Consider the following 27000-nt stretch of genomic DNA (forward strand, 5'->3'; position numbering starts at 1 on the left):
AGTCGGTCTAGAACCCGCCCAATCTTTATAGAATCCTGACCATGGAATTGGCGGCTCGAATGGGCGAGACTTTGACACAAGCGGTCGTAGTTGCAGTGCGGGAGCAACTGGCCCGCCGGGCCGGGCGCACCAGATCCATTTCGCTACGCGAGGAGTTGGCCGCCATTGGCCGGCGCTGCGCGGCCTTACCGGTGCTCGACACCCGAGCCGCGGACACGATTCTCGGCTACGACGAGCGCGGGTTGCCCGCCTGATGGTGATCGATACCTCTGCGCTGGTCGCGATGCTCAACGATGAACCCGAGGCGCAACGGTTCGAGATAGCCGTGGCAGCAGACCACGTTTGGCTGATGTCGACGGCGTCATATCCGGAGATGGCGACCGTGATCGAAACACGCTTCGGGGAACCGGGGGGACGTGAACCCAAGGTCAGCGGCCAGCCTCTCCTCTATAAGGGTGACGATTTCGCATGTATCGATATTCGCGCGGTTCTCGCCGGCTGAGCCGGCGATGAGCGCCCTGCTGGATGGGGTGTTGGACGCCCACGGCGGGCTGCAGCGATGGCGCGCCGCGGAAACGGTTCATGGGCGGGTACGCACGGGAGGGCTGTTGCTTCGAACCCGGGTGCCGGGCAACCGCTTCGCGGACTACCGCATCACGGTGCATGTCCAACAGGCCCGGACGGTCTTGGATCCGTTCCCGCGTGACGGGTACCGCGGAGTCTTCGAGAGCGGGCAGGTGCGGATCGAAAGCCACGATGGCGCGGTCATCAGCTCGCGCGCGCACCCGCGAGCGGCGTTCTTCGGACGCTCGGGCCTGCGCCGGAACATCCGGTGGGACCCGCTGGACTCGGTCTATTTCGCCGGTTACGCGATGTGGAACTACCTCACCACGCCGTACCTGTTGACGCGCGAAGGCGTGGCGGTCGAGGAGGGAGCGCCCTGGCAGCAGGAGGGCGAGACCTGGCGGCGCCTGATTGTGAGCTTCCCGCCGGATATCGACACCCACTCGCCTCGCCAGACCTTTTACGTCGATGCCAGCGGTCTCTTGCGCCGCCACGACTACGTCCCGGAGGTCGTTGGCCACTGGGCACGGGCAGCTCATTATTGCGCCGACCCCGTGGATGTCGACGGGTTTGTATTCCCGACTTGCCGGTGGGTCCACCCGATCGGCCCGGGGAATCGCTCACTGCCCTTCCCAACTCTGGTATCGATCCTGCTGACCGACATCCGGGTCGAGACCGATTAGGTTTCGCCGGAAGTCGCCGCACCTCGCGGTTGCTGAAACCATTAGCCTTATGCCTGTCACACCACCGCGGTTGGCGGGGTGAGGAGTCGGGCGATGGATGGCACCGCGGAATCGCGGGAGGGTACGCAGTTCGGGCCGTATCGGTTGCGGCGGTTGGTGGGTCGCGGCGGCATGGGCGACGTCTATGAGGCCGAAGACACGGTGCGCGAGCGGATCGTGGCACTAAAGCTGATGTCGGAGACGCTCTCCAGCGATCCGGTCTTCCGCACGCGTATGCAGCGCGAGGCCCGCACCGCGGGGCGCCTGCAGGAACCGCACGTCGTGCCGATTCACGACTTCGGTGAGATCGACGGGCAGCTCTACGTGGACATGCGCCTGATCAACGGCGTGGATCTGGCCGCGATGCTGAGACGCCAGGGGCCGCTGGCCCCACCGCGAGCGGTCGCGATCGTGCGCCAGATCGGCTCGGCGCTCGACGCCGCGCACGCTGCCGGGGCAACGCATCGCGACGTCAAACCGGAGAACATTCTGGTTAGCGCGGATGACTTCGCCTATCTTGTCGATTTCGGGATCGCCAGCGCCACCACCGACGAAAAGCTGACCCAGCTCGGCAACACGGTGGGCACCCTCTACTACATGGCGCCAGAGCGGTTCAGCGAGTCGCACGCAACTTACCGCGCCGACATTTATGCGTTGACCTGCGTGTTGTATGAGTGCTTGACCGGATCACCGCCGTATCAGGGAGACCAGCTCAGCGTGATGGGCGCGCACATCAACCAGGCGATCCCGCGGCCCAGCACGGTACGGCCGGGTATTCCGGTCGCCTTCGATGCGGTGATCGCCCGTGGCATGGCCAAAAATCCGGAGGACCGCTATGTCACCTGCGGTGATCTGTCAGCGGCGGCGCACGCAGCCCTGGCCACCGCGGATCAGGATCGTGCCACCGACATCTTGCGGCGCAGCCAGGTGGCCAAGCTGCCGGTGCCATCGACTCACCCGGTGTCACCGGGTACCCGGTGGCCGCAGCCGACGCCATGGGCTGGCGGGGCGCCGCCATGGGGGCCACCGTCGTCTCCGCTGCCCCGGTCAGCCCGCCAGCCCTGGTTGTGGGTTGGTGTTGCCGTCGCCGTCGTGGTGGCGCTGGCGGGCGGCCTGGGTATCGCGCTTGCCCATCCGTGGCGGTCATCTGGACCCCGCACGTCGGCACCGCCGCCACCGCCGCCCGCAGATGCGGTCGAGCTCCGCGTTCTCAACGACGGTGTCTTTGTGGGTAGCTCGGTGGCGCCGACAACGATCGACATTTTCAACGAACCCATCTGTCCACCCTGCGGCAGTTTCATCAGGTCGTATGCGAGCGATATCGATACCGCGGTGGCCGACAAGCAGCTGGCGGTGCGCTACCACCTGCTCAACTTCCTCGACGACCAGTCGCACAGCAAGAACTATTCGACGCGAGCGGTGGCCGCCTCGTACTGTGTAGCGGGGCAAAACGACCCGAAACTCTACGCCAGCTTCTACTCCGCCCTATTCGGCAGCGACTTTCAGCCGCAAGAGAACGCCGCATCGGATCGCACCGATGCCGAACTGGCACATCTTGCTCAAACAGTCGGCGCCGAGCCCACGGCGATCAGCTGTATCAAGTCAGGAGCTGATCTGGGCACCGCCCAAACGAAGGCCACAAACGCCAGCGAGACGCTGGCCGGCTTCAATGCCAGCGGTACGCCGTTCGTGTGGGACGGCAGCATGGTCGTGAACTATCAGGATCCGAGCTGGCTCGCGAGGCTGATCGGGTAGCGCGGGTGGTGTGGCCTCGTCCCGGACAATTCCGCTTGCTCTCGCAGCATGTCCGCAGCGGTGCGCGGTTGTGACGGTGAATTCACGATGCTCGCCGTTGATGTCGGCAGGTACCACCGCGGTGTGGCTTGCGTCGCGGACGGTGCGGTCAGATTCGGCGATGGTCCCGAGGGCGGCAGCTACTATGCCAACGACAGGCGCCCACAAATATCCTGCGGTTGAGTTGCAGACCGGGTGGGTCGTTCACCGATCCACTGTAGGGCCGGTGACTCAGAACGTGGCCGTTAATTCGAAACCCGGCCCAGGTTGCCAACCCGAAGATTTCGGGCGCCGACCACATTCCGCAGTCCCGAACAATTCACGCACCACAAACACCCCACACAGTCGGTGCAGCGCACGCAGCCGATACAGGCCACGCACCGGGTGCAGGTGATGCATGCTAGGCATGCCACACACTGCCGGACAGCCACGCACAATACGGTCAGCAGACTGCCGATTATCCCGACGCTGCCCGCCGTGGCTGCCGCCCCGGCTATCGCGACGCTGCCCGCGGTCGCGACCGAGCCGGCGACTGCGACGCTGCCCGCGGTCGCCACCGAGCCGGCGACTGCGACGGCGCCCGTGGTCGCGGCCGATCCCGCGACGGCGATGCTGTCGATGCTGGCGATCGAGCGGTTAATTACCATGTGCGGCTTTCGGTAGCCGGCAGTCGTCGGCCACGGGCCACTGTGCCGGACATGGTCCAAGTTTGGTCAGGTAGCCCAGTTGTGAGCGGCACCAAGGGGATACCGGGGCGATTACGCCGGCGGTAACATCGCGCACGAATTGTTCCCAGGACAACCAGCGGATCGCGTCGACCTCGTCCGAGTTCGGCCGGGGCTGTTGGTCAACCTGGACTCGGTAGACGGGGCAGATCTCGTTTTCCACGGTGCCATCGGCCATAGCGGCCCGGTAGCGGAACCCCGGCAGGATCAGATCGACCCGATCTGGGGTCAGTCCGAGTTCGGCAGCGAGCCGCCGCCGTATGGCGCCGGGTAGCGATTCGCCAGGCAGGGGGTGCCCGCAGCAACTGTTGGTCCATACCGCCGGCCACGTCCTCTTGGTGGCGGCCCGCCGCGTGATCAACAGCTGATCGTGCAGATCGAACACATAGCTGGAGAACGCGAGGTGCAAAGGGGTGTCGCCGGTGTGCACGGTGGCCTTGTCGGCCACACCTGTCGCGTCGCCGCGGTCGTTGAGCAAAACCACCCGCTCGATCGGTGGAGCTGGCCGGTAGCTGCGGGTCATGCCAGACCTCCTTACGCTTGCTTGCGAGGGTCGGTTCGCGGCCCCAACGCTGGCAAACTACCGGAGAGTCACTTGTCGCGTGCGGAGTTCCACGATTCTCGTCGAGTGTCGCAAGCCCTGCCCTCCTGGCGGGCTACGATGCCGCCATGCCGCTCGCGGAAGGTTCGACGTTCGCCGGCTTCACCATCGTCCGGCAGTTGGGATCCGGCGGGATGGGCGAGGTGTACCTGGCCCGGCATCCCAGACTGCCCCGCCAGGACGCGCTCAAGGTACTGCGGGCCGATGTGTCAGCCGACGGCGAATACCGGGCACGGTTCAACCGCGAAGCCGATGCCGCGGCGTCGCTGTGGCATCCACACATCGTCGCCGTCCACGACCGCGGCGAGTTCGACGGCCAGCTCTGGATCGACATGGACTTCGTCGACGGCACCGACACCGTATCCCTTCTCAGGGATCGTTATCCGAACGGGATGCCCGGCCCCGAGGTCACCGAGATCATCACTGCGGTGGCCGAAGCGCTCGACTATGCCCACGAACGTCGGCTGTTGCACCGCGACGTCAAACCCGCCAACATCCTGATCGCCAATCCTGATTCACCTGATCGTCGAATCATGTTGGCCGACTTCGGGATCGCCGGCTGGGTCGATGATCCAAGCGGATTGACCGCCACAAACATGACTGTGGGCACCGTGTCATACGCGGCTCCGGAACAGCTTATGGGCAACGAGCTCGATGGACGGGCCGACCAATACGCACTAGCCGCGACGGCGTTTCACTTGCTGACCGGCTCCCCGCCCTTTCAGCACGCCAACCCCGCCGTGGTGATCAGCCAGCATCTCAGCGCGTCACCCCCGGCGATCGGCGATCGGGTTCCCGAGCTGACACCGCTGGACCCGGTCTTCGCCAAAGCGCTGGCCAAGCAACCCAAGGACCGTTACCAGCGGTGTGTCGACTTCGCGCGCGCACTCGGCCATCGTCTGGGCGGCGCGGGTGATCCTGACGACACGCGGGTGTCGCAACCGGTCGCCGTGGCCGCGCCCGCGAAACGCTCGCTGCTGCGGACCGCCGTCATCGTCCCCGCGGTGCTGGCGATGCTGCTGGTGATGGCCGTCGCGGTCGCCGTGCGGGAGTTCCAGCGTGCTGACGACGAGCGTGCAGCGCAGCCTGCGCGGACGCGGACCACCACATCGGCCGGCACGACCACTTCGGTAGCCCCCGCGAGCACAACGCGCCCGGCCCCCACGACCCCGACCACGACTGGCGCCGCCGACACCGCGACTGCATCGCCGACCGCTGCGGTTGTCGCCATCGGCGCCCTCTGCTTCCCGCTCGGCAGCACCGGCACCACCAAGACCGGGGCGACGGCCTACTGCTCGACGCTGCAAGGCACCAACACCACCATCTGGTCGCTGACCGAGGACACCGTGGCCAGTCCGACTGTGACCGCCACTGCTGACCCGACGGAGGCGCCGCTGCCCATCGAGCAGGAATCGCCGATTCGAGTGTGCATGCAGCAGACCGGCCAGACCCGACGGGAATGTCGCGAGGAGATTCGCAGAAGCAACGGCTGGCCGTGATGGTCGGCTTGCCTGACCGGGTGCACCCGCCCCGGCGTCGGCTGCGGTCCCGATACAGTTGGTGCCGATGAGCCAACCAGCCGCCCCGCCCGTGTTGACCGTGCGGTATGAGGGATCGGAGCGCACGTTCGCCGCAGGACACGATGTCGTCGTCGGGCGTGACCTGCGCGCGGATGTCCGCGTCGCACACCCCCTGATCTCCCGGGCACACCTGCTGCTGCGATTCGACCAGGGTCGCTGGGTCGCCATTGACAATGGCAGCCTCAATGGGCTCTACCTCAATAACCGTCGGGTGCCAGTCGTGGACATCTACGATGCCCAGCGAGTCCATATCGGAAACCCCGACGGTCCGGCGCTGGACTTCGAAGTGGGCCGCCACCGGGGTTCGGCCGGGCGACCACCCCAGACGACGTCGATACGCCTGCCCAACCTGTCCGCGGGAGCGTGGCCCACCGACGGCCCGCCGCAGACCGGCACGCTCGGCTCCGGCCAGCTACAACAGCTTCCACCGGCCACCACCCGGATACCCGCCGCTCCGCCATCGGGACCACAGCCGCGATACCCCACCGGTGGGCAACAGTTGTGGCCACCCAGCGGACCGCAACGGGCGCCGCAGATTTACCGGCCACCCACGGCCGCACCGCCGCCGGCGGGTGCCCGCGGCGGAACTGAGGCGGGAAACCTCGCGACATCGATGATGAAGATCCTGCGGCCAGGCAGGTTGACGGGGGAGTTGCCGCCCGGTGCCGTCAGGATCGGCCGGGCGAACGACAACGACATCGTCATTCCCGAGGTGTTGGCCTCACGTCACCACGCCACCCTGGTCCCGACGCCTGGCGGCACGGAGATTCGGGACAACCGCAGCATCAATGGCACCTTCGTCAACGGCGCCCGGGTCGACGCGGCGCTGCTGCACGACGGCGACGTCGTGACCATCGGCAACATCGACCTCGTCTTCGCCGACGGCACCCTGGCGCGCCGTGAAGAGAACCTGCTGGAGACCCGCGTCGGCGGCCTCGACGTGCGCGGGGTGACCTGGACCATCGATGGCGACAAGACACTGCTGGACGGCATCTCGTTGACGGCGCGCCCCGGTATGCTCACCGCCGTCATCGGTCCGTCGGGCGCTGGCAAGTCGACACTTGCCCGGTTGGTGGCTGGGTATACGCACCCGACGGATGGCACGGTGACGTTCGAGGGCCACAACGTTCACGCCGAATATGCCTCGCTGCGCAGCAGGATCGGCATGGTGCCACAGGACGACGTGGTGCACGGTCAGCTGACCGTGAAACACGCGCTGATGTATGCCGCCGAACTACGGCTGCCGCCGGACACCACCAAAGATGACCGCACCCAGGTAGTTGCCCGGGTGCTCGAAGAACTCGAGATGTCCAAGCACATCGACACCAGGGTCGACAAGCTGTCGGGTGGTCAACGCAAGCGGGCGTCGGTGGCGCTTGAGCTGTTGACCGGGCCGTCACTGCTGATCCTCGACGAGCCGACATCCGGCCTAGATCCTGCGCTGGACCGGCAGGTCATGACCATGCTGCGGCAGTTGGCCGACGCCGGTCGGGTGGTGCTCGTGGTTACCCACTCACTGACCTACCTGGACGTCTGTGACCAGGTTCTGCTGTTGGCCCCCGGCGGCAAGACCGCGTTCTGTGGGCCACCGACTCAGATTGGTCCGGTCATGGGGACCACGAACTGGGCCGACATCTTCAGCACCGTCGCCGACGACCCAGACGCGGCCAAAGCCCGCTACCTGGCGCGGACGGGTCCGACCCCACCACCGCCACCGGTCGAGCAACCCGCCGAACTGGGCGATCCGGCCCATACCAGCTTGTTTCGGCAGTTCTCCACGATCGCGCGGCGACAGTTGCGATTGATCGTTTCCGACCGAGGTTACTTCGTCTTTCTGGCGCTGTTGCCGTTCATCATGGGTGCGCTGTCCATGTCGGTACCGGGCGACGTGGGCTTCGGGTTTCCCAACCCGATGGGTGACGCGCCCAACGAGCCCGGCCAGATCCTAGTGTTGCTGAATGTCGGTGCGGTCTTCATGGGGACCGCGCTGACCATTCGTGACCTCATCGGTGAGCGAGCCATCTTCCGGCGCGAACAGGCAGTCGGCCTGTCCACTACCGCCTACCTGATCGCGAAGGTCTGTGTCTACACCGTGCTCGCGGTGGTTCAGTCGGCGATTGTGACGGTGATCGTCCTGGTCGGCAAGGGCGGTCCGACTCAGGGTGCCGTAGCGTTGAGCAAGCCAGATCTGGAGCTGTTCGTTGATGTCGCGGTGACCTGTGTCGCCTCGGCGATGCTCGGATTGGCGCTGTCGGCGATCGCCAAGTCCAACGAACAGATCATGCCCCTGCTGGTCGTGGCGGTCATGTCGCAGCTGGTGTTCTCCGGAGGCATGATTCCGGTCACCGGACGTGTTCCCCTTGACCAGATGTCCTGGGTCACACCGGCGAGATGGGGTTTCGCGGCGTCGGCCGCTACGGTCGACCTGATCAAATTGGTGCCCGGTCCGCTGACCCCGAAGGATTCGCATTGGCATCACACCGCCAGCGCGTGGTGGTTCGACATGGCCATGCTGGTAGCGCTCAGCGTTATCTACGTCGGCTTTGTGCGCTGGAAGATTCGCCTCAAGGCGTGCTAGGCGGCAGTTCACTGCCCAACCCAGGTGGAATTAACGGGAATGGCTGTCTCACTCACCGGCTCAACAGGTGGCCTTGGGCGCGCGACGCGACCGCACCCGCCGACCGTGACGTGCGACTGATTCTGAGCTAACGCACGCAGGGGGAACTCGAGCCCGGTGACCAGCTCGAGCGCGGCGCCGGGCGGGTGAGATCGACGTGTGGGTCGCCAACGCCGTGCTGCCAGCCTCCGGCAAGCTCGACAGCATCACCGCGGAGCCGGTTGGCCGCGCGCTGCGGGGACGGCGCGCTTGACGGCGAACGCGCCCGAGATCGCCCTCCTCGGCGTCGCCGACCAGGTCGCGGCCGGTCAGATTGACAAGCGGTGAAGCCGGTTGCCGGGTGGTGTCTGCTCCGGCCGACCCTGGGGCCGTCCATGGTGGCATCCTGGCCTGGTGGGGCTACTGATTCGGCTAGCCGAGTTGCTCGTTGTGATGCTGCCGCTCATCGGAGTGCTATATGTCGGCATCAAAGCGCTGTCGTCCTTCACGCGGCGGCTAGGGGAGGCGTCTGGCGATCTTGCGTCGGATAGCCCCGCGATGCCACGCCCAACCACTGTCGAAAACGACGCAGCGCGGTGGCGGGCGATCACTCGCGCGGTCGAGGCGCACGAGCGAACGGATGCACGCTGGTTGGAATACGAGCTCGACGCCGCCAAGCTGCTCGACTTCCCGGTCATGACCGACATGCGGGAACCCGCTCACGACGGCATTTCACAAGGCCAAGCTACAAGCCGACTTTCACAAGCCGTTGCGGGCGGAAGATCTTCTCGACGACCCGGACGCCGCGGGCCACTATCTCGATGCGGTTCGGGACTATGTGACCGCGTTCGACACCGCGGAGGCCGAGGCGATGCGCAGACGCAGAACCGGCTTTTCCCGCGAGGAACAGCAGCGGCTGGCAAGAGCGCAAAGCCTGCTGCGGGTGGCATCCGACGCCGGCGCGACGGCCCAGGAACGCGAGCGCGCATATCGTTTGGCGCGCACCGAACTCGACGGACTCATCGTGTTGCCGGACCGTACGCGGGCCGGCATCGAGCGGGGGATCGCCGGCGAGCTCGATGACTAAGGCTGACCTTTCGGCACCGCGTCGCCGTTGCTGTGCCACGACCACGCATAGAGCGCCCACATGACGATGGGTAGCAGGATGTCGGTCCACAGCGGGACGCCGATGTTGTATGGGTTGGTGTTGTTCTCCACCACCCAGTAGTAGATGTGGCCGGCCGCGTCTCCGACGTACTGGATGGTGAGCACCACGATTGTCGCCAGCCAGAAGTGCCCGCGGAAGCGGTACGCCATCAGGCCGACCACCCCGATTGCCAGGTCGCCCATTGCGTTCTCCCATTGGAACCCGCCGTCGCCGCGCGTATAGCCGATCAACTCGGCGGTCCGCTCGCCGTCGAAGACGTGGTATCCCGCGCCGATGATCGATACCACGCCCACGATCAGCACCATCCACCACAGCATATGGATGTCCGCGGCTGGGCGGTGCCGGTGACGCCGGCTCTGCACGAACGCACCGATTAGCGCGACGATTACCCCGACAATGGTGAACATTCCAACACCCTTCCCTAGCTTTAGGGTCCCGTCATGCTGTCGAATCTCATTGACCGCACGCAACACTAGCGGACGGGCTGGCGCTCACCGCTGTTGCGGGCGTCCCGAGAACGCCGGCCGAGTAATGGGGGAGCGGACCTTTCCGTACTTCATATCGCTTTTGCCGGTCCGGACGCGTGGTGGTAAGCGCTGCCTCGTGGTTCGCGCACCCACAGGGTGTCCGCTTTGCCGACCGCGGTTCCCTCGTCGATCAACTGGCGCTTGAGCACCTTGTGTGTGGCGGTGCTGGGAAGGTCGGCCGCGATGCGGATGTATCGTGGCCGGGCTTTAGTGGATAGGTCAGGCTGGGCGTCCAGAAATGCTTCGAACGCGTCAGGGTCGAAGGTGTCACCTGCTCGCAAGACCAACGCCGCCATCACCTGATCGCCGACGTATTCGTCCGGGACGGCATACACCGCGACACGGTTAATAGCCTTGTATCGTAATAGAATTCGCTCGATTGGTGCCGCTGTCAGGTTCTCGCCGTCTACCCGCATCCAGTCGGCGGTGCGGCCAGCAAGGTAGATCCAGCCTTCAGAGTCCCGGTATGCGAGGTCTCCAGACCAGTACATGCCGTGGCGCATGCGCTCGGCGTTGGCTTCGGGGTCATTGTAGTAGCCGGTGAAGAAGCCCGACCCCGTCGTGTTGACCAACTCACCTATGGCTTCATCGGCGTTGGTGAGTGCTCCGTGAGCGTCGAACCGCGCGACGGCGCACTCGGTGACGGTTTCGCCGTTGTACACCGCGACCCCGTGGGCTCCCCGGCCGATCGAGCCCGGTGGCGTGCCGGGTTCGCGGATCACGATGACCGCGTTCTCGGTCGAGCCAAAGCCGTCCTCGACCTGGACTCCGAAGCGGCGTGAGAATTCCTCGATGTCTTTGTCATTGGCCTCGTTGCCGAAAGCCACCCGCAGCGGATTGTCGGCATCGTCGTCGCGTTCGGGGGTGTCAAGGATATAGGCGAGCGGCTTGCCGACGTAGTTCATATAAGTGGCGTGGTATCGGCGGACGTCGTCGAGGAAGCCGGTCGCCGAAAACGTCGCCGGCGCGATCGCGGCACCGGAGACCACCGCTGGCGCCCATCCCGCGACCACCGCGTTGGAGTGAAACAGCGGCATGGATACATAGCAGGTGTCCTGTTCGGTGAGCCCGAAGCGCTCGGTGAGGTTACGCCCGGCGAACGTGGCCATTAGGTGTGACACCGGTACCGCTTTGGGATTTCCGCTGGTGCCGGACGTGAAGATCATCATGAACGGATCCATCGTGTCGACTTCTCGATAGGGGACAAAGGCGCCGTCACCAGCCACCAATTCAGCCCACCGCGGTGTCGAGGTATCAAGGATCCGCGCGCCCGCGAGGTCTAAACCGTCCAACAGCGCTCGGTGGTCGGCATCGGTCACCACGATCTGGCAATCGGCTCGCCTGACGTCAGCGGCCAGTGCATCGCCACGTCGCGTTGTGTTCAGGCCACACAGCACATAGCCGCCCAACCCGGCCGCAGCCAGCTGGGCCAGCATCTCGGGCGTATTCCCCAGCAGAGAGCCGATATGCGTCGGACGTTGCGGATCGGCGATTGTGATGAGGGCCGCCGCGCGGGCCGCCGACTCCGCCAGGTACTGACTCCAAGTCCATTGCAGACCACCGTATTTCACGGCAATCGTTGGATCGGATACGTGCTGGCGCAAGAGCGATTGAATCGTGTCGGTCATGAATTCGCTCCCATGTCGAGTCGCGGGCTTTGGCCGCGACGCTGTCATCCAGCATGATCGCCACGATGCCATCAATGGCCAGGAGGTCGCGACATGACAACAAGATCACCACGCCGGCAGTGGATTGCCTCACGATCGAACGTCTAGATTCTCCCGCGTCCGGCGCCCCTCAGGTCACCCCTTATGCTAGGGCGCTAATGGGCGAGACAACCACGTGCGCGATCATCGGCGGCGGCCCGGCCGGGATGGTTCTGGGCCTGCTGTTGGCGCGGGCAGGTGTGCAGGTCACCCTGTTGGAGAAGCACGGAGACTTCCTGCGCGACTTTCGTGGCGACACGGTGCATCCGACGACGATGCGGCTACTCGACGAGCTTGGGCTGTGGGAACGCTTTGCGGCTTTGCCCTACAGCGAGGTCCGCACGGCCACATTGCATTCGAATGGTCGCGCGGTGACCTACATCGACTTCGAGCGACTGCATCAGCCCTACCCCTATGTCGCAATGGTGCCGCAATGGGACCTGCTGAACCTGCTGGCGGAGGCCGCCCAAGCGGAACCGAGCTTTACGCTGCGGATGAAAACCGAGGTGACCGGGTTGCTGCGGGAGGGCGGCAAAGTTACGGGGGTGCGCTATCAAGGAGCCGAGGGCCCGGGTGAATTGCGGGCGGAATTGACCGTGGCGTGCGACGGCCGATGGTCGATCGCCCGGCACGAGGCTGGACTGAAGGCGCGTGAATTCCCGGTGAACTTTGACGTGTGGTGGTTCAAGCTGCCACGTGAAGGTGACGCCGAGTTCTCGTTCCTGCCGCGATTCTCCCCGGGCAAGGGGCTCGGCGTGATCCCACGCGAAGGTTATTTCCAGATCGCCTACCTCGGGCCCAAGGGAACCGACGCTCAGTTGCGCGAGCGAGGTATCGAGGAATTCCGTCGGGACGTCAGCGAACTGCTGCCCGAAGCGACGGCATCGGTGGCGGCGCTAGCGTCCATGGACGAGGTCAAGCACCTCAACGTCAAGGTGAATCGGTTGCGTCGTTGGCACATTGATGGGCTGCTGTGCATCGGCGACGCGGCGCACGCGATGTCACCGGTGGCGGGAGTCGGCATCAACCTAGCGGTCCAAGATGCGGTCGCGGCAGCGACCATCTTGGCCGAACCGCTGCGTGAGCATCGAGTCAGCAGCCGCCACCTGGCAGCGGTACGGCGTCGTCGCGCATTTCCCACCGCGGTGACCCAAGCGGTGCAGCGGGTGTTGCACCGAAGGCTGCTCGGCCCGCTGCTGCAGGGCCGGGACCCCACGCCGCCGGCGGCCCTGCTTGGCCTGGTCGAACGGCTGCCATGGCTCTCGGCGGTGCCCGCCTACTTTGTGGGAGTTGGAGTCCGGCCTGAGCATGCTCCGGCCTTCGCACGTCGCGGGCCCGGCAACCGCAAAGGCCCTTGAGCCGACATGCGCGCCGCCGCGAATCGGCGTCTTGGGTATAGCCCGGATAGCGCCGTTGGCGCTCATCAAGCCGGTCAGCGGGAGCGTCGTGGTGGCAGCACGTGATGTGTCGCGGGTGGCGCGACCATGGACGCTGGCTGCTATGCCGTCCACATGGCCCACACGTTCGGTGGGGCCACGCCGGAAGTGGTTTCGGCGCAAGCCAAATTACGCGATCCAGCGGTCGATCGGGCCATGACGGCCGAACTGAAATTTCCAGGCGGGCACACCGGCGGGATCCGCTGTTCAATGCGGTCGTCGGATCTGTTGAATGTGAGCGCTCGAGTGGTCGGCGACCGTGGCGAGTTGCGCGTGCTCAATCCGGTTGTGCCCCAACTCTTCCACCGATTGCCGCCCCTCGCATGCGTATCAGCTCGACGCTTTCGCTGCCGCAGTGCTGCGCGGGCAAGCGGTCAAGACGACGCCCAAGGACGCGGTCGAGAACATGAGCGCGATCCACGCGATCTATCGGGCCGCCGGGCTCCCATCGCGCAACCCGAGCTGAATATGGTCGCCGCGAGCGGGTCCGCCGCCTGACAGGCCAATGGCGTCGGTCGCTTACCCGCCAGGGTTAGGACGTGGTGCCTTGGAAGAAACCCGCCAGGTTGGTGCCGATATTGGCAAAGCCGGAAACGACGCTGGCTACCGAGAACGGCAGGATGCCCCTGTTGGCGAAGCCTGAGACGCCGCTGCCAAGGTTGGAAAAGCCCGAGGATAGCCCGCCGAAGTTCTGATAGCCCGAGCCGCCCAACAGCCCGGCCGGGTTGGTGTTGAACCAACCCGAGAGGCCCGAGCCGTTGTTGCCGAAGCCCGAGTTGCCGCCCGCACCGGAATTGAAGAAGCCCGACGAAGGCGCGGTGCTCGAGTTGAAGTAGCCCGGCCCCCCGGGGATCGCGAAGGCCCCGATCGTGGTGCTGGGCAGGTGGATGCCGGGAACGGTGAGCGGGGGCGTGGTGAAGCCCCCCACGCCGATCGGCTCGATGGTGAGCGGTGGGGTGGTGATGGGTGGGGTGGTGATTTGGGGGAGGGTGAAGCCGGTGAGGTTGATGGGGTCGATGGTCAGCGGTGGGGTGGTGATGGGTGGGGTGGTGATTTGGGGGAGGGTGAAGCCGGTGAGGTTGATGGGGTCGATGGTCAGCGGTGGGGTGGTGATGGGTGGGGTGGTGATTTGGGGGAGGGTGAAGCCGGTGAGGTTGATGGGGTCGATGGTCAGCGGTGGGGTGGTGATGGGTGGGGTGGTGATTTGGGGGAGGGTGAAGCCGGTGAGGTTGATGGGGTCGATGGTCAGCGGTGGGGTGGTGATGGGTGGGGTGGTGATTTGGGGGAGGGTGAAGCCGGTGAGGTTGATGGGGTCGATGGTCAGCGGTGGGGTGGTGATGGGTGGGGTGGTGATTTGGGGGAGGGTGAAGCCGGTGAGGTTGATGGGGTCGATGGTCAGCGGTGGGGTGGTGATGGGTGGGGTGGTGATTTGGGGGAGGGTGAAGCCGGTGAGGTTGATGGGGTCGATGGTCAGCGGTGGGGTGGTGATGGGTGGGGTGGTGATTTGGGGGAGGGTGAAGCCGGTGAGGTTGATGGGGTCGATGGTCAGCGGTGGGGTGGTGATGGGTGGGGTGGTGATTTGCGGCAGGGTGAACCCGCCGACGCCGATCGAGTTGATGGTTAGCTCCGGGGTGATGATTTCCTGGGTGGTGATCTGCGGCAGAGTGAAGCCGCCCACGCCGATCGGAGGGATCGCGAACTCCGGGGTGGTGATAGCTGGGGTGGTGATCTGCGGCAGGGTGAAGCCATCGACGTTGATAGCGGGGACATCGATCCCGGGTATGTTGAAGGCGGGCAGAAAGAATGAACCGATGACAATAGGGCCGGTCAATGTGTATGGGTGAACCACCAATTGTGGTAAGTCAAACTCACCGAAGATGAGGGCGCCATTGGTGAAAGTACTAAGCCCGCCGCCGGGCGGCTGAAGCGCAGGCACATTGGTCTGGAATTGTAGGGTAAAGGGTATTCCAAAAGCCGGTACTGTTATCCTAGGTGTGCTTAGGAAAACATCCCAGCCTATGGAGGGCAGGCCAAATTGGCCCACGCCAATCTGGCCGACCGTTATCGGTTGAGTATGTATCGCAGGTAGACTAAAGCCACCGATTGTGATACCCGCGGGTATCGTCAGCTGCGGAATAGTTACTTCCGGAATCTGCAATGGCGGCAAATTAAAAGCACCCACCGTAATGGGCGGGACCGTCACCGGCGGAATGGCTACGGAAGGAATACTCAGCGGAGGCAACTGAAAGCCGCTTACGGTGATGTTGGCGGGTGTGGTGGCGGCCGGGATGTTCAACGACGGCAACGTCAACCCGGGCAGGCTGAAGGCGCCGACGGTGATGTTGGCTGGTGTGGTGGCGGCCGGGATGTTCAACGACGGCAACGTCAACCCGGGCAGGCTGAAGGCGCCGACGGTGATGTTGGCTGGTGTGGTGGCGGCCGGGATGTTCAACGACGGCAACGTCAACCCGGGCAGGCTGAAGGCGCCGACGGTGATGTTGGCTGGTGTGGTGGCGGCCGGGATGTTCAACGACGGCAACGTCAACCCGGGCAGGCTGAAGGCGCCGACGGTGATGTTGGCTGGTGTGGTGGCGGCCGGGATGTTCAACGACGGCAACGTCAACCCGGGCAGGCTGAAGGCGCCGACGGTGATGTTGGCTGGTGTGGTGGCGGCCGGGATGTTCAACGACGGCAACGTCAACCCGGGCAGGCTGAAGGCGCCGACGGTGATGTTGGCCGGTGTGGTGGCGGCCGGGATGGTCAGCGACGGCAGCGTTATTGCCGGCAGACTGAAGGCGGGAACCGATATCCCCGGTATTTGCAGCGGCGGCAGAGTCAGATCAGGTGTCGTAATACTGAACTGCAGGCTGCCCTGCCCCACGCCCCGGTAGAAGACGCCATTGTTCATGTCACCCGTGTTGAACAGCCCATTATTCATGTGGCCAATATTGAAGACACCAGTGTTGATATTTCCGGCGTTGAGGAAACCCGTGTTAGCATTTCCCGTGTTGAACGTGCCGGTGTTGGACGACCCCGGATTGAAGTCGCCCATGTTATAACTGCCGGTGTTCAGGCTGCCTGTGTTCGCGTTGCCGACGTCCAACATACCGGTGTTAAACGAGCCCGCATTGAAGAAGCCCGTGTTCCCGTGTCCAGAATTCCAGCCACCGGTGTTGAAATTACCCGAGTTTCCGATGCCAAAGTTTCCATTGCCGGAGTTGAAGAAGCCGACGTTTCCGCTGCCCGAGTTGAACAATCCGAAATTCCCGGTGCCCGAGTTGAGCCCGCCGATTCCGATCTGGTTGTTGCCGGTAAGACCGATGCCGATGTTGTTGTTGCCAGTGTTGCCAAAGCCGAAGTTGCCCAAGCCGGTGTTGGCAAACCCGGTGTTGAGATTGCCAAGGTTTCCCACGCCGACATTGTTGCTGCCGAGGTTCCCGAAGCCGATGTTGTTATTACCCAGGCTTGCTGAGCCGATATTGGAGTTACCGAAATTTCCGGACCCGAAATTGTAGTTGCCAAGGTTGGCGTTGCCGATGTTGGCAAGGCCGTTGTTGGCGTTGCCGACGTTGCCACCGCCGACGTTGGCTATGCCCAGGTTGATGGCGGTGGGTCCGCCCGCAAGCGCCGGTATGCCTGCGGCTGCGGTCATGGCGGCCGCAGGCGCGCCGCTGGCCAACCAAGCCGGCAAGCCAGCCAGGTTCTGCAGCGGTTTACTGAACGGGGACAGCGCCGAGGCGATCGCCGATGCCCCGGCATGGTAGGCAGACATCGCCGACACATCGGCAGCCCACATTTGCTCGTACGTGGCTTCAATGGCAGCGATCGCCGGAGCGTTCTGTCCAAACAGGTTCGACATCACCAGCGACACCAGGTCGGCACGGTTGGCCGCCACCAGCATCGGCTGCACCACCGCCGTCTTGACCGCTTCAAACTCGGCTATCATCGCCGCAGCCTGAGCGGCCGTCTGCTCGGCCTGGACCGCCGCCGCGGCAAGCCACGCCGCATAGGGGGCTGCCGCTGCCGCCATCGCCGACGACGACGCGCCCTGCCACGCCCCGCCCACGAGTCCGGATGTCACTGAGCCGAAAGAGGCTGCGGCCGAGGCCAATTCCATGGCCAACCCGTCCCAGGCCGTCGCGGCCGCCGCCATCGGTTCCGGCCCTGCCCCGGCGAATATCAGCGCTGAATTGATCTCCGGCGGCAGTACAGAAAAATTCATCGTCCAGCCTTCCCTGCGTGCCCCGCGTGATCAGCGGTAAACCGTGGCCGGTGAGTGGCTCTTGGCCCACAAGCTAGACGCTGAACCGTCGTGGCCACATAAATATCGCGCACAAATGGCCACGACTCATAGGTTTCGTAAATTTGATTTACAAAAGGCGCTCTCGGGTCATGCGGACCGCAAGCGGCGTCCGAACGCAGGGGCTATGGCAGCACGGTGTGCATCAACATCACGTTGTATGCCGACCACAAAGACAGGTTAAAGTAGACGTCTTTGCCCGTCGACCAGGGATGCATCATCGGCGCGTAGATGCCGCCGGGCATCTGCCATGACGACACCAGCATTTGCTCTGCGCTCCACGGTCCTTGCGGAGCCGGCGCGGTCCTTGCCACCACGTCGTTCATACCGTTGGTGTAGAGCGCCAGGTATTGCTTGAGGTAGGTGTTGTATTGGACGGACATTTCGCCCACCGGGCCCGGAATAACGGGTGTTGCCGCGTCCGGCTTGTTTGGAACCCAGGAGTTCGAGTCGCCGTTCCAGTACTGGTACTTGGTGAGGTCGGGCACAAAGCGCTGCGGAACTCGTGCCAGATATGCCGAACCGCCTCGCCCGGGCGGGGTCCCGAACGAGTAGAGGTAACCGTCGTTGGACTTGAGGTACGCCCCCATCTGGAAGTTCTCATTTCCCGGAACGAACCTGGCTTTTCCGCCGCTGTCCGGTCCGGACGCGCGGATGGTGCCCGGGAAGACCCCCCAGGTCTGACCATTGTCCTTGGACACCGCGATGCCCGAGTAGTTCGTCGTCCATTCCCCATCACGGCCCCAATTCCTGATGGACATGAAGTTGACGTATTGGGTTTTGCCGACGGCGATGCCCGCGGTCGGAATGATCCCCGTCTCGTCGCGCGCCCATTTGATGCTGTTGATGAGCTGTTTGGAGAAGCCCGGTTGGCGTACCGGTGAGCCGGAATATCTGTTGGAAGCGTCACCGGATGTCACATGAACTCCGTTGCCCAGGTCGCGGTCTTGGCTGCGGAACAGCGTGTTGTATCGCCATTGATGGCCATCGACAGCGCAGTAGCCGAATGTGTCGCCGAAGATCATGAGCACCTGACGGTTGGCGGGATCGCCGTTATCCCAAGGAATTCCGAGGTCGGTCCCGGAGATGCCGAAGCGTTCCAGGGTCTTGTTGGGGCTGTCCGGTCCGGTCACCCACTCGGCGAGGGATGTGGTAGCCCCGGCGAGCGTGGCACCAGGATCCGGCGCCGCCGCCGGAGCAGGGTCGGGTGCTGGGGCTGGGTTCGGAGTTAGCTGAGTGGCATTCGGGGGTTGTGGGCCCGTGGCTGGCGGATTGGGTGCCGGATTGGGCCCAGGATTGGCCCTGGGGACTAGCGCTTGCTGTTGTAGCGGCGCGGCATTTCTAGCACCCGGGTTGAGCAATGCGGATATCAGTGGACCCAGCTTGGGTAGCGGTGCACGGTCGTTGGCACCGCGAGGCTTGCGTCCGGTCGGTATCGGACCGTGTCCAGGTCGTACCGGGCCGAGCGCCGTGGCCCCGGGGTCGGTCACAATGGCGCTCGGTGGCGGCGGAGCGTTCGCGGCGTCTCCGCTGCACGGCGCCGCCATCGCTGGTGGCGCCAGGCCTATTGGAACCATGAGTCCAATAGCGGCCGCCCACGCCAGCGATACCGACACGATTCGAGGAATCGGCGACATGTCACACCTTCCCGGGCTGGACGTTGCAATTGACGTCCGCAGTTCGCTGATGTGACGATAGTGATCTCTGGGACTCTTGTGATCAGTGATCCACTGATAGGTATGCCTCCGTGACCGTGTCGCAACCCATCTGTTCATCTCCGACCTGCGCTGCTGCACTCGGACTTGGTACCGGTACATTCAAGGCCCATCGGGGCCGCGGATACCACGACCACCGGTGCCGAACATCGACGATCCGATCAATTTGCGTCCACTGTCGCCCGGACAGGTCAACAAGGTGTGGCTCTGGCAATCGCTACCCGGTCCCTGGATCGGGTCCGCACGGAATACCGTGTACCTGACCGGATTTGAGTTCCTCGAGCCTTAGCACGGACCGCTCGGAATACCACGGGTAGGCGTGGTTTCCTGCGTGGGCATGATCTGTGGATCAGGAACCCGATACGGGATTCCACGGTTTATCGTGCCCAGCGCCGCGTTGGGCACGCACTGCGGCACCGTTGATAGCGCGTGCAGCCCGGGATAATCCAGGTTGGGCCATGATGAGTTGGGCGGGACAGCGAAGTTGAACGTTGACGTCATGTCGCCGGTCACACTGCGCCGCCAAGCCGTGAGGTTGGGAACTGGCACCCCGAACCGAGTTTCGAGCAATCTCAGCTGTGAGGTGTGGTCAAACGTGTCGTGAACCATCTGCGGGCCACGGCTGTACGGCGAAATGACGAAGCAGGGAACGCGAAAGCCCAAACCGATCGGCCCGCGTATTCCGCCGGAGCCCGGCACCTGATCGATGTCAGGCACCGTGACATATTCGCCGGGAGTCCCGGCCGGCGCGGTAGCAGGAACAACGTGGTCGAAAAAGCCGCCGTTTTCGTCGTAGCTGACGATCAGCGCCGTCTTTTCCCACACCGCAGGATTGGCAAGCAATATTCTTAAGATGTTGACGATTGCGAAAGCCCCGGCCGCGGCTGGAACCGCAGGATGTTCGGATTCGAGAACATTGGGAATCACCCAGGAGACCCGCGGCAGTCTATTGGCTAAGACGTCGGCCGCGAAGCTCGCGGGATAGCTTGGTGCCACGCCAAAGCGGACAAGATCTGACCTGGGATCGGCTGACTGTTTGAAAGACGTCACAAGCGAGCCGTAAGTAAGAACCGAGGAGATGGGCCCGAGTGTCTTGTTGCGATACACCTTCCAGCTGACGCCGGCATCGCTAAGGTTCTGCGGCATGATGCGCCAACCGAATCTCCGCACCGGTTGGAAAGTGGGACTCTGCAGCTCCGGCCCACCATTTTGGCCGTCGGGGTCGATGGTGGCGCTCAGCCAATAAAGGCGGTTGGGCAGGGTGGGACCCAATACCGAGCAAAAGTAGCGGTCGCAGACGGTGAACGCGTCGGCCAACAGATAGTGGATCGGAATGTCTTGGCGCGTGTAGTAGCCCATCACCGTGGGAGTGTGGGCCGCCGAGCGAGTCTTGGCCTGCGCTGGTAGCCAGTTGTCGTTGACGCCACCATTCCACGACTCATGCATCGCCACCCAGCTATGGTCAGGGTCGTTGACACACGCGCCGTCGAGGAACGGGCCTCGGGTGGTGTCGAAGCGGTAGGGCATCGTAACGCCGGTGGCGTCAAGAGCCTGCGTCATCGGGTTCCAACCCTTTTGTTGGAAGAGCGGCGATACCGTGTTGAATCCATCGGTGCCGGAGAGTGTTCCGAAGTAGTGATCGAATGAGCGGTTCTCCTGCATGAAGAACACAAAGTGTTCGATGTCGGTCAAATGGCCGGAGCAGGGCCCCGCGCCGTAGGCCTTTTCAATCACCGGACCGGCGAAAGACATCAACGCGCCGGCGCCGCCCGCAGCGACCTTAGCTAGGAATTCTCGCCGCGAAACTCCGCCGATGTGGCTTTGGCTCACCGCTGTGTTCTCCTGTCGAACCTCCAGCCGCATTTCAGCTCAAGGTAGAGGACTCCGACGAACGATCACGACGCGCCAACCGGCGTGTCGCGCGCGAACTTGCGGATTTCGGCCGCAAACTTGAACCGCTATGCGGTGTCTTGGGTGTCGCCGCACCGGGTGCTTACGGCCATGGCGCCCAATGTTGCTAGCATGCTGGCTGCTGCCCGTTGCCAGGTGAATATTTCGGCGCGGCGGCGCGCGCAGCGGCGCCGGTGGCGTTCGGGCCGGCTGACGATTGTGCGGACTGCGTGTGCGATGGCCTCTGGGCGGTTGTCGGCGCAGGCGCCGCTGTCTGCGGTGATGATCTCGGTCAGCGCCGAGGTGCGGGACACCACGGCCGGTGTGCCACACGCCAGCGATTCGAGTGCGGCTAGCCCAAATGTCTCGTGTGGCCCAGGTGCCAATGCGACATCGGCCGATGCCAGCAGGCCAGCGACGGCATGCCGATCCGAGATGAAACCGGTGAAGTCGATCGGCAACCCGGTTGCCTTGCGTTCCAGCCTGGCGCGCAGCGGACCCTCGCCAGCGATGACCAGTCGAGCGTCGACGCCGGCGTCACACAATGCGGCGAGTGCGTCGATGCTGCGGTCAGCGTGCTTTTCCACCGACAGCCGGCCGCAGTGGACCAGCAGGATCTGCGTCGGGGTGGCCCAGTGCTGCCGAACCCGGGCACAGCGCCGCCGCGGGTGGAAGGTCTTCAGGTCTACGCCCAGTGGGACGGTGACGGTATTTGTCGCTCCGATGCGGTCGAATTCTTCGCGCGCGAACCCGGTAGTACACACGACAGTGTCGTAGTTGGCGGCGGTTCGCGCGTTGGCGAAGTCTGCGAACTTCTGCGCGGCTCGACGCGGAAGCAATTGGCCCGCAAAGCGATCAAGACGCTCGTGGGAGATCATCACCGTCGTAACGCCGTGTTCGCGGCCCCACCGGCCCAGTGACCTCAGGGTGAGCCGGTCGGAGACCTCCAGGGCGTCTGGTCGCAGTGTTTCCAATACAGTCCGCACGGCTCCTGGCATAACCGCGCGATAACCACCGGTATATGGAATATGCTTGGCGGGCAAGGTAATTCGAACAACACCCGTGCGTAGGAGGTGTCGTTCGGTGCGCGCCCCCGGGACGATCAAAAACACCTCGTGTCCGCTGGCGCAGTATTCCGCGCCCAGCCGGTCCACCGCGGTGCGGAGTCCGCCCGAGCGAGGTCCATAGAAGTTGGCGACCTGAACAACACGCATACCGTGAGCAGAACCGGCCGTCGTGTGCGGTCAACGACATAGCATCGACGGTTCCCTGAACGGACCATGAACTCCTGCGGAGCGGGCACCTGCCTGCGCTTCGCGCCAGCCGACAGACACAACCAGAACTTGTGAGCGCACAAGGTCAAACCCGCTACTGGAAGTTCGAGCAACGGCGGAGCATGGGAGTTGACCGATCGAGGGGAGAACAGGACAACGATTGCCATGCTGGAGACCGCTGGATTATGGGGCAAGCGCGCCGACATGATTGTGCGTGGATGCTTGCCTTATAACGCTGAGCCACCGCCGGCCGTGTTGGCTGGCAGCGACATCACCCCGATCAATGCGTTCTACGTCCGCAATCACGGCCCGGTCCCCGACATCGCGCCGCAGCATTGGCGGCTGACGGTCGGCGGGCTGGTGGACAACCCGCTTACCGTGACCTATGAACGGCTGACCACCGAGTTCGACCAACACTGTGTGGTGGCGACGCTGGCGTGCGCCGGCAATCGGCGTGCGGAGCTGTTACGGGTGCGACAGATCCCAGGTAAGGAACCCTGGGCGCACGGTGCGATCTCGACCGCTCAGTGGTGTGGTGTCCGTCTGGCAGACATCCTGCAGGCCGCCGATGTGCATATCGACGAGGGGCTACACGTGGCCTTCGATGCTCCGGATGTAGCTGAGGAGGCTCGCCCCATCCAGCCCTATGGCAGCTCGATCCCGCTGAGCAAAGCGCTGTCGCCGGAAGTTCTGCTGGCCTGGCAGATGAACTCCGAACCGCTGCCGCGTGCCCACGGTGGTCCGGTTCGCGTGGTGGTACCCGGATTCATCGGGGCCCGCAGCGTCAAGTGGGTCACCGCCATCACCGTGCAGCCTGGTGCTTCGCAGAATTACTTTCAGGCTCTGGATTACCGCATCCTTCCGGCGGATGCGGACGCCGACATCGTCGGGCCGGGCGAAGGGATTTCGCTTTCGTCGCTGGCGCTCAACTGCGACATCCTCGACCCCACCGATGGCGACGACGTACCGGCAGGGGCGCTGACCATTCGTGGCTATGGGATGGCCGGCGATGGCCGCAGTGTCGAACGAGTTGATGTCTCTGTCGACGACGGGCTCACCTGGCAGCAGGCCGACCTACACGCCGCGCCCAGCCAGTGGTCATGGCGGCCGTGGTCGCTGACGGTCGACGTGGAGCCGGGGCCGTTGGGTATCACCGCACGTGCCTGGGACGATACCGGGGCGCTGCAGCCCGAATCGGCTGTGTCCCTGTGGAATCCGCGCGGATACGGCAACAACGCTTGGGCCCGCGTCGCATTGCGCGTGAGTTAGCCGGGTACTCGGTCATCAACCGGTTGCGGGGCCCTCCGAAGACCACTGGAAAGCACTGCCGATCTGATGGTTAGGGTGGTTGAATTAGCCGACTCGGTCGGCGGTGACGCCCCGAGGTCAGGTGAGGCGAAGGTGATGCCAGTTGACGGAACTAGCCGGCGACACGATACCCGACCGGTGGCTCTGCTGAGGCCGACGCGGTGACCGCCATTGGACGACTTATCCATCGCTACGCGATATGGATCGTCGGCGTCTGGGCGCTCGCGGCCATCATCGGGAATAACTTTGCCCCGCCACTCGAGCAGGTCATCACCGCCGAGGATCAGCTGTTCTCGCCGGCTGGCACCGCCACTTCGCGTGCCGTGGAACGGTCAGCGGCGGCCTTCTCCCAAGCGCCCGGCGACAACATCGGATATCTCGTGCTGGAGCGAAACGGAGTCCTCAACGACCAGGACCGGGCTTACTACGATGCGCTGGTCGTGGCCCTACGCCGTGATTCCCGCCACGTCATCGAGGTGGTGGACTGGTGGGGAACCCCGGCCATCGCGGAGGTCGCCCGCAGCGACGACCATCACGCGGTGACAGCTGCCCTGCGCTTTGGGGGCATGGTCGGAACGTCGCAAGCCGGGGAGTCGATAACCGCCGCGCGCAGCATCGTTACCCAACTGCATCCCCCCGACGGTTTGCACGTATTCGTCACCGGTCCTGGCGCCACCATCGTGGACGAGTTCGCGGCAATCGACAGACAGACCCAGCTCATTACGGCAACGACAATCGTGGTGTTACTGATCCTCTTGTTGATCGTCTACCGATCCGCGATCACCGCGACGGTGCCGTTGTTGTCGGTCGTCGTTTCCCTAGCCGTGGCCAAGCCGATCGTTTCCGTCCTTGTCGACCGCGATTTCATCGGGATATCCCTGTTTTCCCTCGGACTTAGCGTTGCGGTGGTTGTCGGCGCGGGAACCGGCTTCGCGATGTTCCTGATCGGGCGTTACCACGAACGACGAAGGCAACATATTGCCCCGGCGGCGGCGCTGGCAGACGCGTACCGCGGGGTGGCGCCGGCGATCGCGGGTGCGACGTTCATCGTGGTCACATCGCTGGGCGCTGTGGGATGGCTGAGCCTGGCACGGATCGGTATGTTCGCAACAACCGGAATCCTTTGCTCGATTGGCGTTCTCGCAGTGGGCCTGGCCGCACTGACGTTGACGCCAGCTCTCGTCGCGCTGGCCAGCCGTGCCAACCTCCTCAAACCGCCACAACACAAGCGCATACAGCGCCAATTTCGGCGACTCGGCACACATGTGGCGCGCTGGCCGGCGCCGATATTGGTAGCCAGCGGTGTGTTCGTACTCATCATGATGATCGCGCTCCCTAGGGTGCCGATCGGCTGGGACGAAGCCGCGGCAACCCCGTCCGCGGCGGAATCCAATCGCGGTTACCGGGCGGCCGATCGCCACTTTGCCCCGAACCAACTGCTGCCCACCCAGGTGATGATCGAGACCGACCACGACATCCGCAATCCCGCCGGTCTGACCGCGATCGAACGAATCACTGCCGCGATCATGGCTATTGGCGGTGTGCGCATGGTGCAGTCGGCGAGTCATCCCAACGGAATGGTGTCCAAGCAGGCTGCCTTGACAGCATCGGCGGGGAATCTCGGTGATCAGCTCGACGAATTTTCCGATCAGCTCACATCCAGGCAGGCAACGTTCACCAATCTCGAAGCTGCGGTCCGCGACGTGGTGTCAGCCCTCGATCTGGTTCAGGCTGGCATACGACAGGATGGCTATGGACTTGGCCAGGTCAGTCTGGCCGTCCGGCTGATGCAACAGGCGATAACCAAACTTCAGGGCAGCGCCGGTGACGTCTTCGACATATTCGACCCGTTGCGTCGTTTCGTCGCGGCGATACCCGAGTGCCGGGCCAACCCCGTGTGTTCGGTCGCCCAAGAGGTGGTGCAGTGGGCAAACACCGTCACCGAGAGCTGTGCGAAGCTGGCCGATGCGGCAGGGCAGCTCGCGCGGGGGATCGCTGATGTCGCCTCGGCGACATCGGGTGTGTCCGGGCTACCGAATGCCCTGGACGGCATTGGAGGTCAGCTGGCGCAGGTACGAGAATCGGCCGCAGGCGTTCAAGAGTTACTTAACAATGTCGGCGCAGCACCATTGCGAGAGCTTCCCGACTATTTACGCGAACTTGCCGCCGTCTCCCAGAGTGCGCCGGGCGTGGATCTCTACGCCGCTCGGCGAATTCTGACCGACCCGAATATGCGCGCGGTCTTGGACTATTTTGTCTCACCAAACGGCCATGCAACGCGTTTACTCGTCTACGGCGACGGGAGCGAGTGGGGTGACGATGGCGCCCAACGCGCTCGCGCGATCGTGACTGCGGTGGCCGAGGAAACCGACGAGGGCACGCTGCGACCCACCGCTGTTGAGCTGACCGGCGTTGGACCGGCTACCCGTGACCTGCAGGATCTGGTGGGCAGTGACCTGACCTTGCTGGCGGTCATCACACTGGCCGTTATCTTCGCGATAGCCGCACTGCTGCTGCGCAGTCCGCTTGCCGGGCTTGTGGTCGTCGGCACAATCGCGACATCGTATATCTGTGCGCTTGGCGCCAGCGTAGTGATTTGGAAACACATACTTGGCGATAACTTGCACTGGTCGGTATTGCCGATTGCGTTTGTTTTGCTGATATCGGTGGGTTCGGCCTACAACCTGCTCTTCGCGCTGCGCATCCGCGAAGAAAGTCCTGCCGGGCCACGAACCAGTGTCATCCGAGCGTTCGCGGCGACCGGAATGGTAGTCACGGCCGCTGGAATCGTGTTTGGCACAACGATGTTCGCGCTGGCCGCGAGTACCTCGCTGAGCGTGGCACAGATCGGCGTTACCGTTGGCATGGGGTTATTGCTGGACGCCCTTGTGATACGAGGCTTTGTCCTGCCGGCCCTGATGGTTTTGCTGGGCCGCTGGCTGTGGTGGCCGCGCCGATCGGTTAGCAACCGGCAGGTACCCGAGCCGTCGCCGGCCTAAATTGAACCGATTCACGCGTGCATACGTATCCGAGAGTGTGACGAGCCGAAGCGCAGCAGCCGGCTAGGAGCTTCGCTGTCGGCCGAAGGCTGGGT

The 27000-nt window shown here is 64.1% G+C and carries 17 protein-coding genes and 2 pseudogenes; 11 read left to right on the forward strand and 8 right to left on the reverse strand.

Going from position 1 to position 27000, the window contains the following annotated elements:
* Window positions 1–41: 41 nt before the first annotated feature.
* The 4 genes from FF952_RS09230 to pknE all read left to right on the forward strand — a co-directional run bounded on the left by FF952_RS09230 (window position 42) and on the right by pknE (window position 3041).
* Window positions 42–254 carry a type II toxin-antitoxin system VapB family antitoxin gene (locus FF952_RS09230; RefSeq protein WP_003904688.1) on the forward strand — a complete coding sequence of 71 codons (213 nt, stop codon included), beginning with the start codon at window positions 42–44 and terminating at the stop codon, window positions 252–254.
* On the forward strand, window positions 254–502 hold the full coding sequence (locus FF952_RS09235) for a type II toxin-antitoxin system VapC family toxin (protein ID WP_003898996.1): 249 nt from the start codon (window positions 254–256) through the stop codon (window positions 500–502). Before FF952_RS09230 ends, FF952_RS09235 begins: the two co-directional genes overlap by 1 nt.
* A 7-nt stretch (window positions 503–509) precedes the next feature.
* A complete protein-coding gene (locus FF952_RS09240) occupies window positions 510–1247 on the forward strand; it encodes a hypothetical protein (protein WP_003898997.1) in 738 nt (245 codons plus the stop codon).
* Window positions 1248–1340: 93 nt separating this feature from the next.
* Window positions 1341–3041, forward strand: coding sequence for a serine/threonine protein kinase PknE (gene pknE, locus FF952_RS09245; RefSeq protein WP_003898998.1), 1701 nt, complete (start codon window positions 1341–1343; stop codon window positions 3039–3041).
* Between the two features lie 284 nt (window positions 3042–3325).
* Here pknE and FF952_RS09250 read toward each other — a convergent pair whose 3' ends face one another.
* Window positions 3326–3727: a hypothetical protein gene (locus FF952_RS09250; RefSeq protein ID WP_003408538.1), complete on the reverse strand. Its 402-nt coding sequence runs from the start codon at window positions 3725–3727 to the stop codon at window positions 3326–3328.
* Entirely contained in the window at window positions 3717–4328 is a 612-nt protein-coding gene (gene idi, locus FF952_RS09255; RefSeq protein ID WP_003898999.1) for an isopentenyl-diphosphate Delta-isomerase, read from the reverse strand. Before idi ends, FF952_RS09250 begins: the two co-directional genes overlap by 11 nt.
* Window positions 4329–4474: 146 nt before the next feature.
* Between idi and pknF the strand changes: the two genes are divergently transcribed.
* The 3 genes and pseudogenes from pknF to FF952_RS09270 all read left to right on the forward strand — a co-directional run bounded on the left by pknF (window position 4475) and on the right by FF952_RS09270 (window position 9669).
* A complete protein-coding gene (gene pknF, locus FF952_RS09260; RefSeq protein ID WP_003899000.1) occupies window positions 4475–5905 on the forward strand; it encodes a serine/threonine protein kinase PknF in 1431 nt (476 codons plus the stop codon).
* Between the two features lie 61 nt (window positions 5906–5966).
* Window positions 5967–8564 carry an ATP transporter ATP-binding protein/permease gene (locus FF952_RS09265; RefSeq protein WP_003408545.1) on the forward strand — a complete coding sequence of 866 codons (2598 nt, stop codon included), beginning with the start codon at window positions 5967–5969 and terminating at the stop codon, window positions 8562–8564.
* Window positions 8565–8996: 432 nt separating this feature from the next.
* Window positions 8997–9669 (forward strand): annotated as a pseudogene (locus FF952_RS09270) (hypothetical protein).
* Here FF952_RS09270 and FF952_RS09275 read toward each other — a convergent pair.
* Window positions 9666–10223 (reverse strand): DUF6790 family protein, encoded by a 558-nt coding sequence (locus FF952_RS09275; RefSeq protein WP_003408556.1) that lies wholly within the window; start codon window positions 10221–10223, stop codon window positions 9666–9668. The pseudogene FF952_RS09270 and the gene FF952_RS09275 sit on opposite strands and share 4 nt — an antisense overlap.
* Before the next feature lie 83 nt (window positions 10224–10306).
* A complete protein-coding gene (gene fadD1, locus FF952_RS09280) occupies window positions 10307–11905 on the reverse strand; it encodes a fatty-acid--CoA ligase FadD1 (protein ID WP_003903595.1) in 1599 nt (532 codons plus the stop codon).
* A gap of 197 nt (window positions 11906–12102) precedes the next feature.
* On the opposite strand from fadD1, the gene FF952_RS09285 reads away from it, so the two are divergent.
* Together FF952_RS09285 and FF952_RS09290 are read left to right on the forward strand one after the other, a co-directional pair.
* On the forward strand, window positions 12103–13341 hold the full coding sequence (locus FF952_RS09285; RefSeq protein WP_003911631.1) for an FAD-dependent oxidoreductase: 1239 nt from the start codon (window positions 12103–12105) through the stop codon (window positions 13339–13341).
* A gap of 108 nt (window positions 13342–13449) precedes the next feature.
* A pseudogene (locus FF952_RS09290) lies at window positions 13450–13885 on the forward strand (Gfo/Idh/MocA family protein); the annotation flags it as partial.
* 66 nt (window positions 13886–13951) lie between these two features.
* Here FF952_RS09290 and FF952_RS09295 read toward each other — a convergent pair.
* From FF952_RS09295 to FF952_RS09310, 4 genes are all read right to left on the reverse strand, one after another.
* Window positions 13952–17641, reverse strand: coding sequence for a PPE family protein (locus FF952_RS09295; protein ID WP_242363175.1), 3690 nt, complete (start codon window positions 17639–17641; stop codon window positions 13952–13954).
* A 203-nt stretch (window positions 17642–17844) separates the two neighbouring features.
* Window positions 17845–19536 (reverse strand): glycoside hydrolase family 183 protein, encoded by a 1692-nt coding sequence (locus tag FF952_RS09300; protein WP_003408678.1) that lies wholly within the window; start codon window positions 19534–19536, stop codon window positions 17845–17847.
* A 183-nt stretch (window positions 19537–19719) separates the two neighbouring features.
* On the reverse strand, window positions 19720–21297 hold the full coding sequence (locus FF952_RS09305) for a phospholipase C (RefSeq protein ID WP_003916382.1): 1578 nt from the start codon (window positions 21295–21297) through the stop codon (window positions 19720–19722).
* 95 nt (window positions 21298–21392) lie between these two features.
* A complete protein-coding gene (locus FF952_RS09310) occupies window positions 21393–22538 on the reverse strand; it encodes a glycosyltransferase (protein ID WP_003899004.1) in 1146 nt (381 codons plus the stop codon).
* A gap of 225 nt (window positions 22539–22763) precedes the next feature.
* On the opposite strand from FF952_RS09310, the gene FF952_RS09315 reads away from it, so the two are divergent.
* Window positions 22764–23867: a sulfite oxidase gene (locus tag FF952_RS09315; RefSeq protein WP_003911638.1), complete on the forward strand. Its 1104-nt coding sequence runs from the start codon at window positions 22764–22766 to the stop codon at window positions 23865–23867.
* A 200-nt stretch (window positions 23868–24067) separates the two neighbouring features.
* On the forward strand, window positions 24068–26905 hold the full coding sequence (locus tag FF952_RS09320) for an MMPL/RND family transporter (protein ID WP_031653855.1): 2838 nt from the start codon (window positions 24068–24070) through the stop codon (window positions 26903–26905).
* Window positions 26906–27000: the final 95 nt, after the last annotated feature.

Origin of the sequence: Mycobacterium tuberculosis complex sp. N0072, from assembly GCF_030323725.1 — a bacterium.
GTDB lineage: Bacteria > Actinomycetota > Actinomycetes > Mycobacteriales > Mycobacteriaceae > Mycobacterium > Mycobacterium tuberculosis.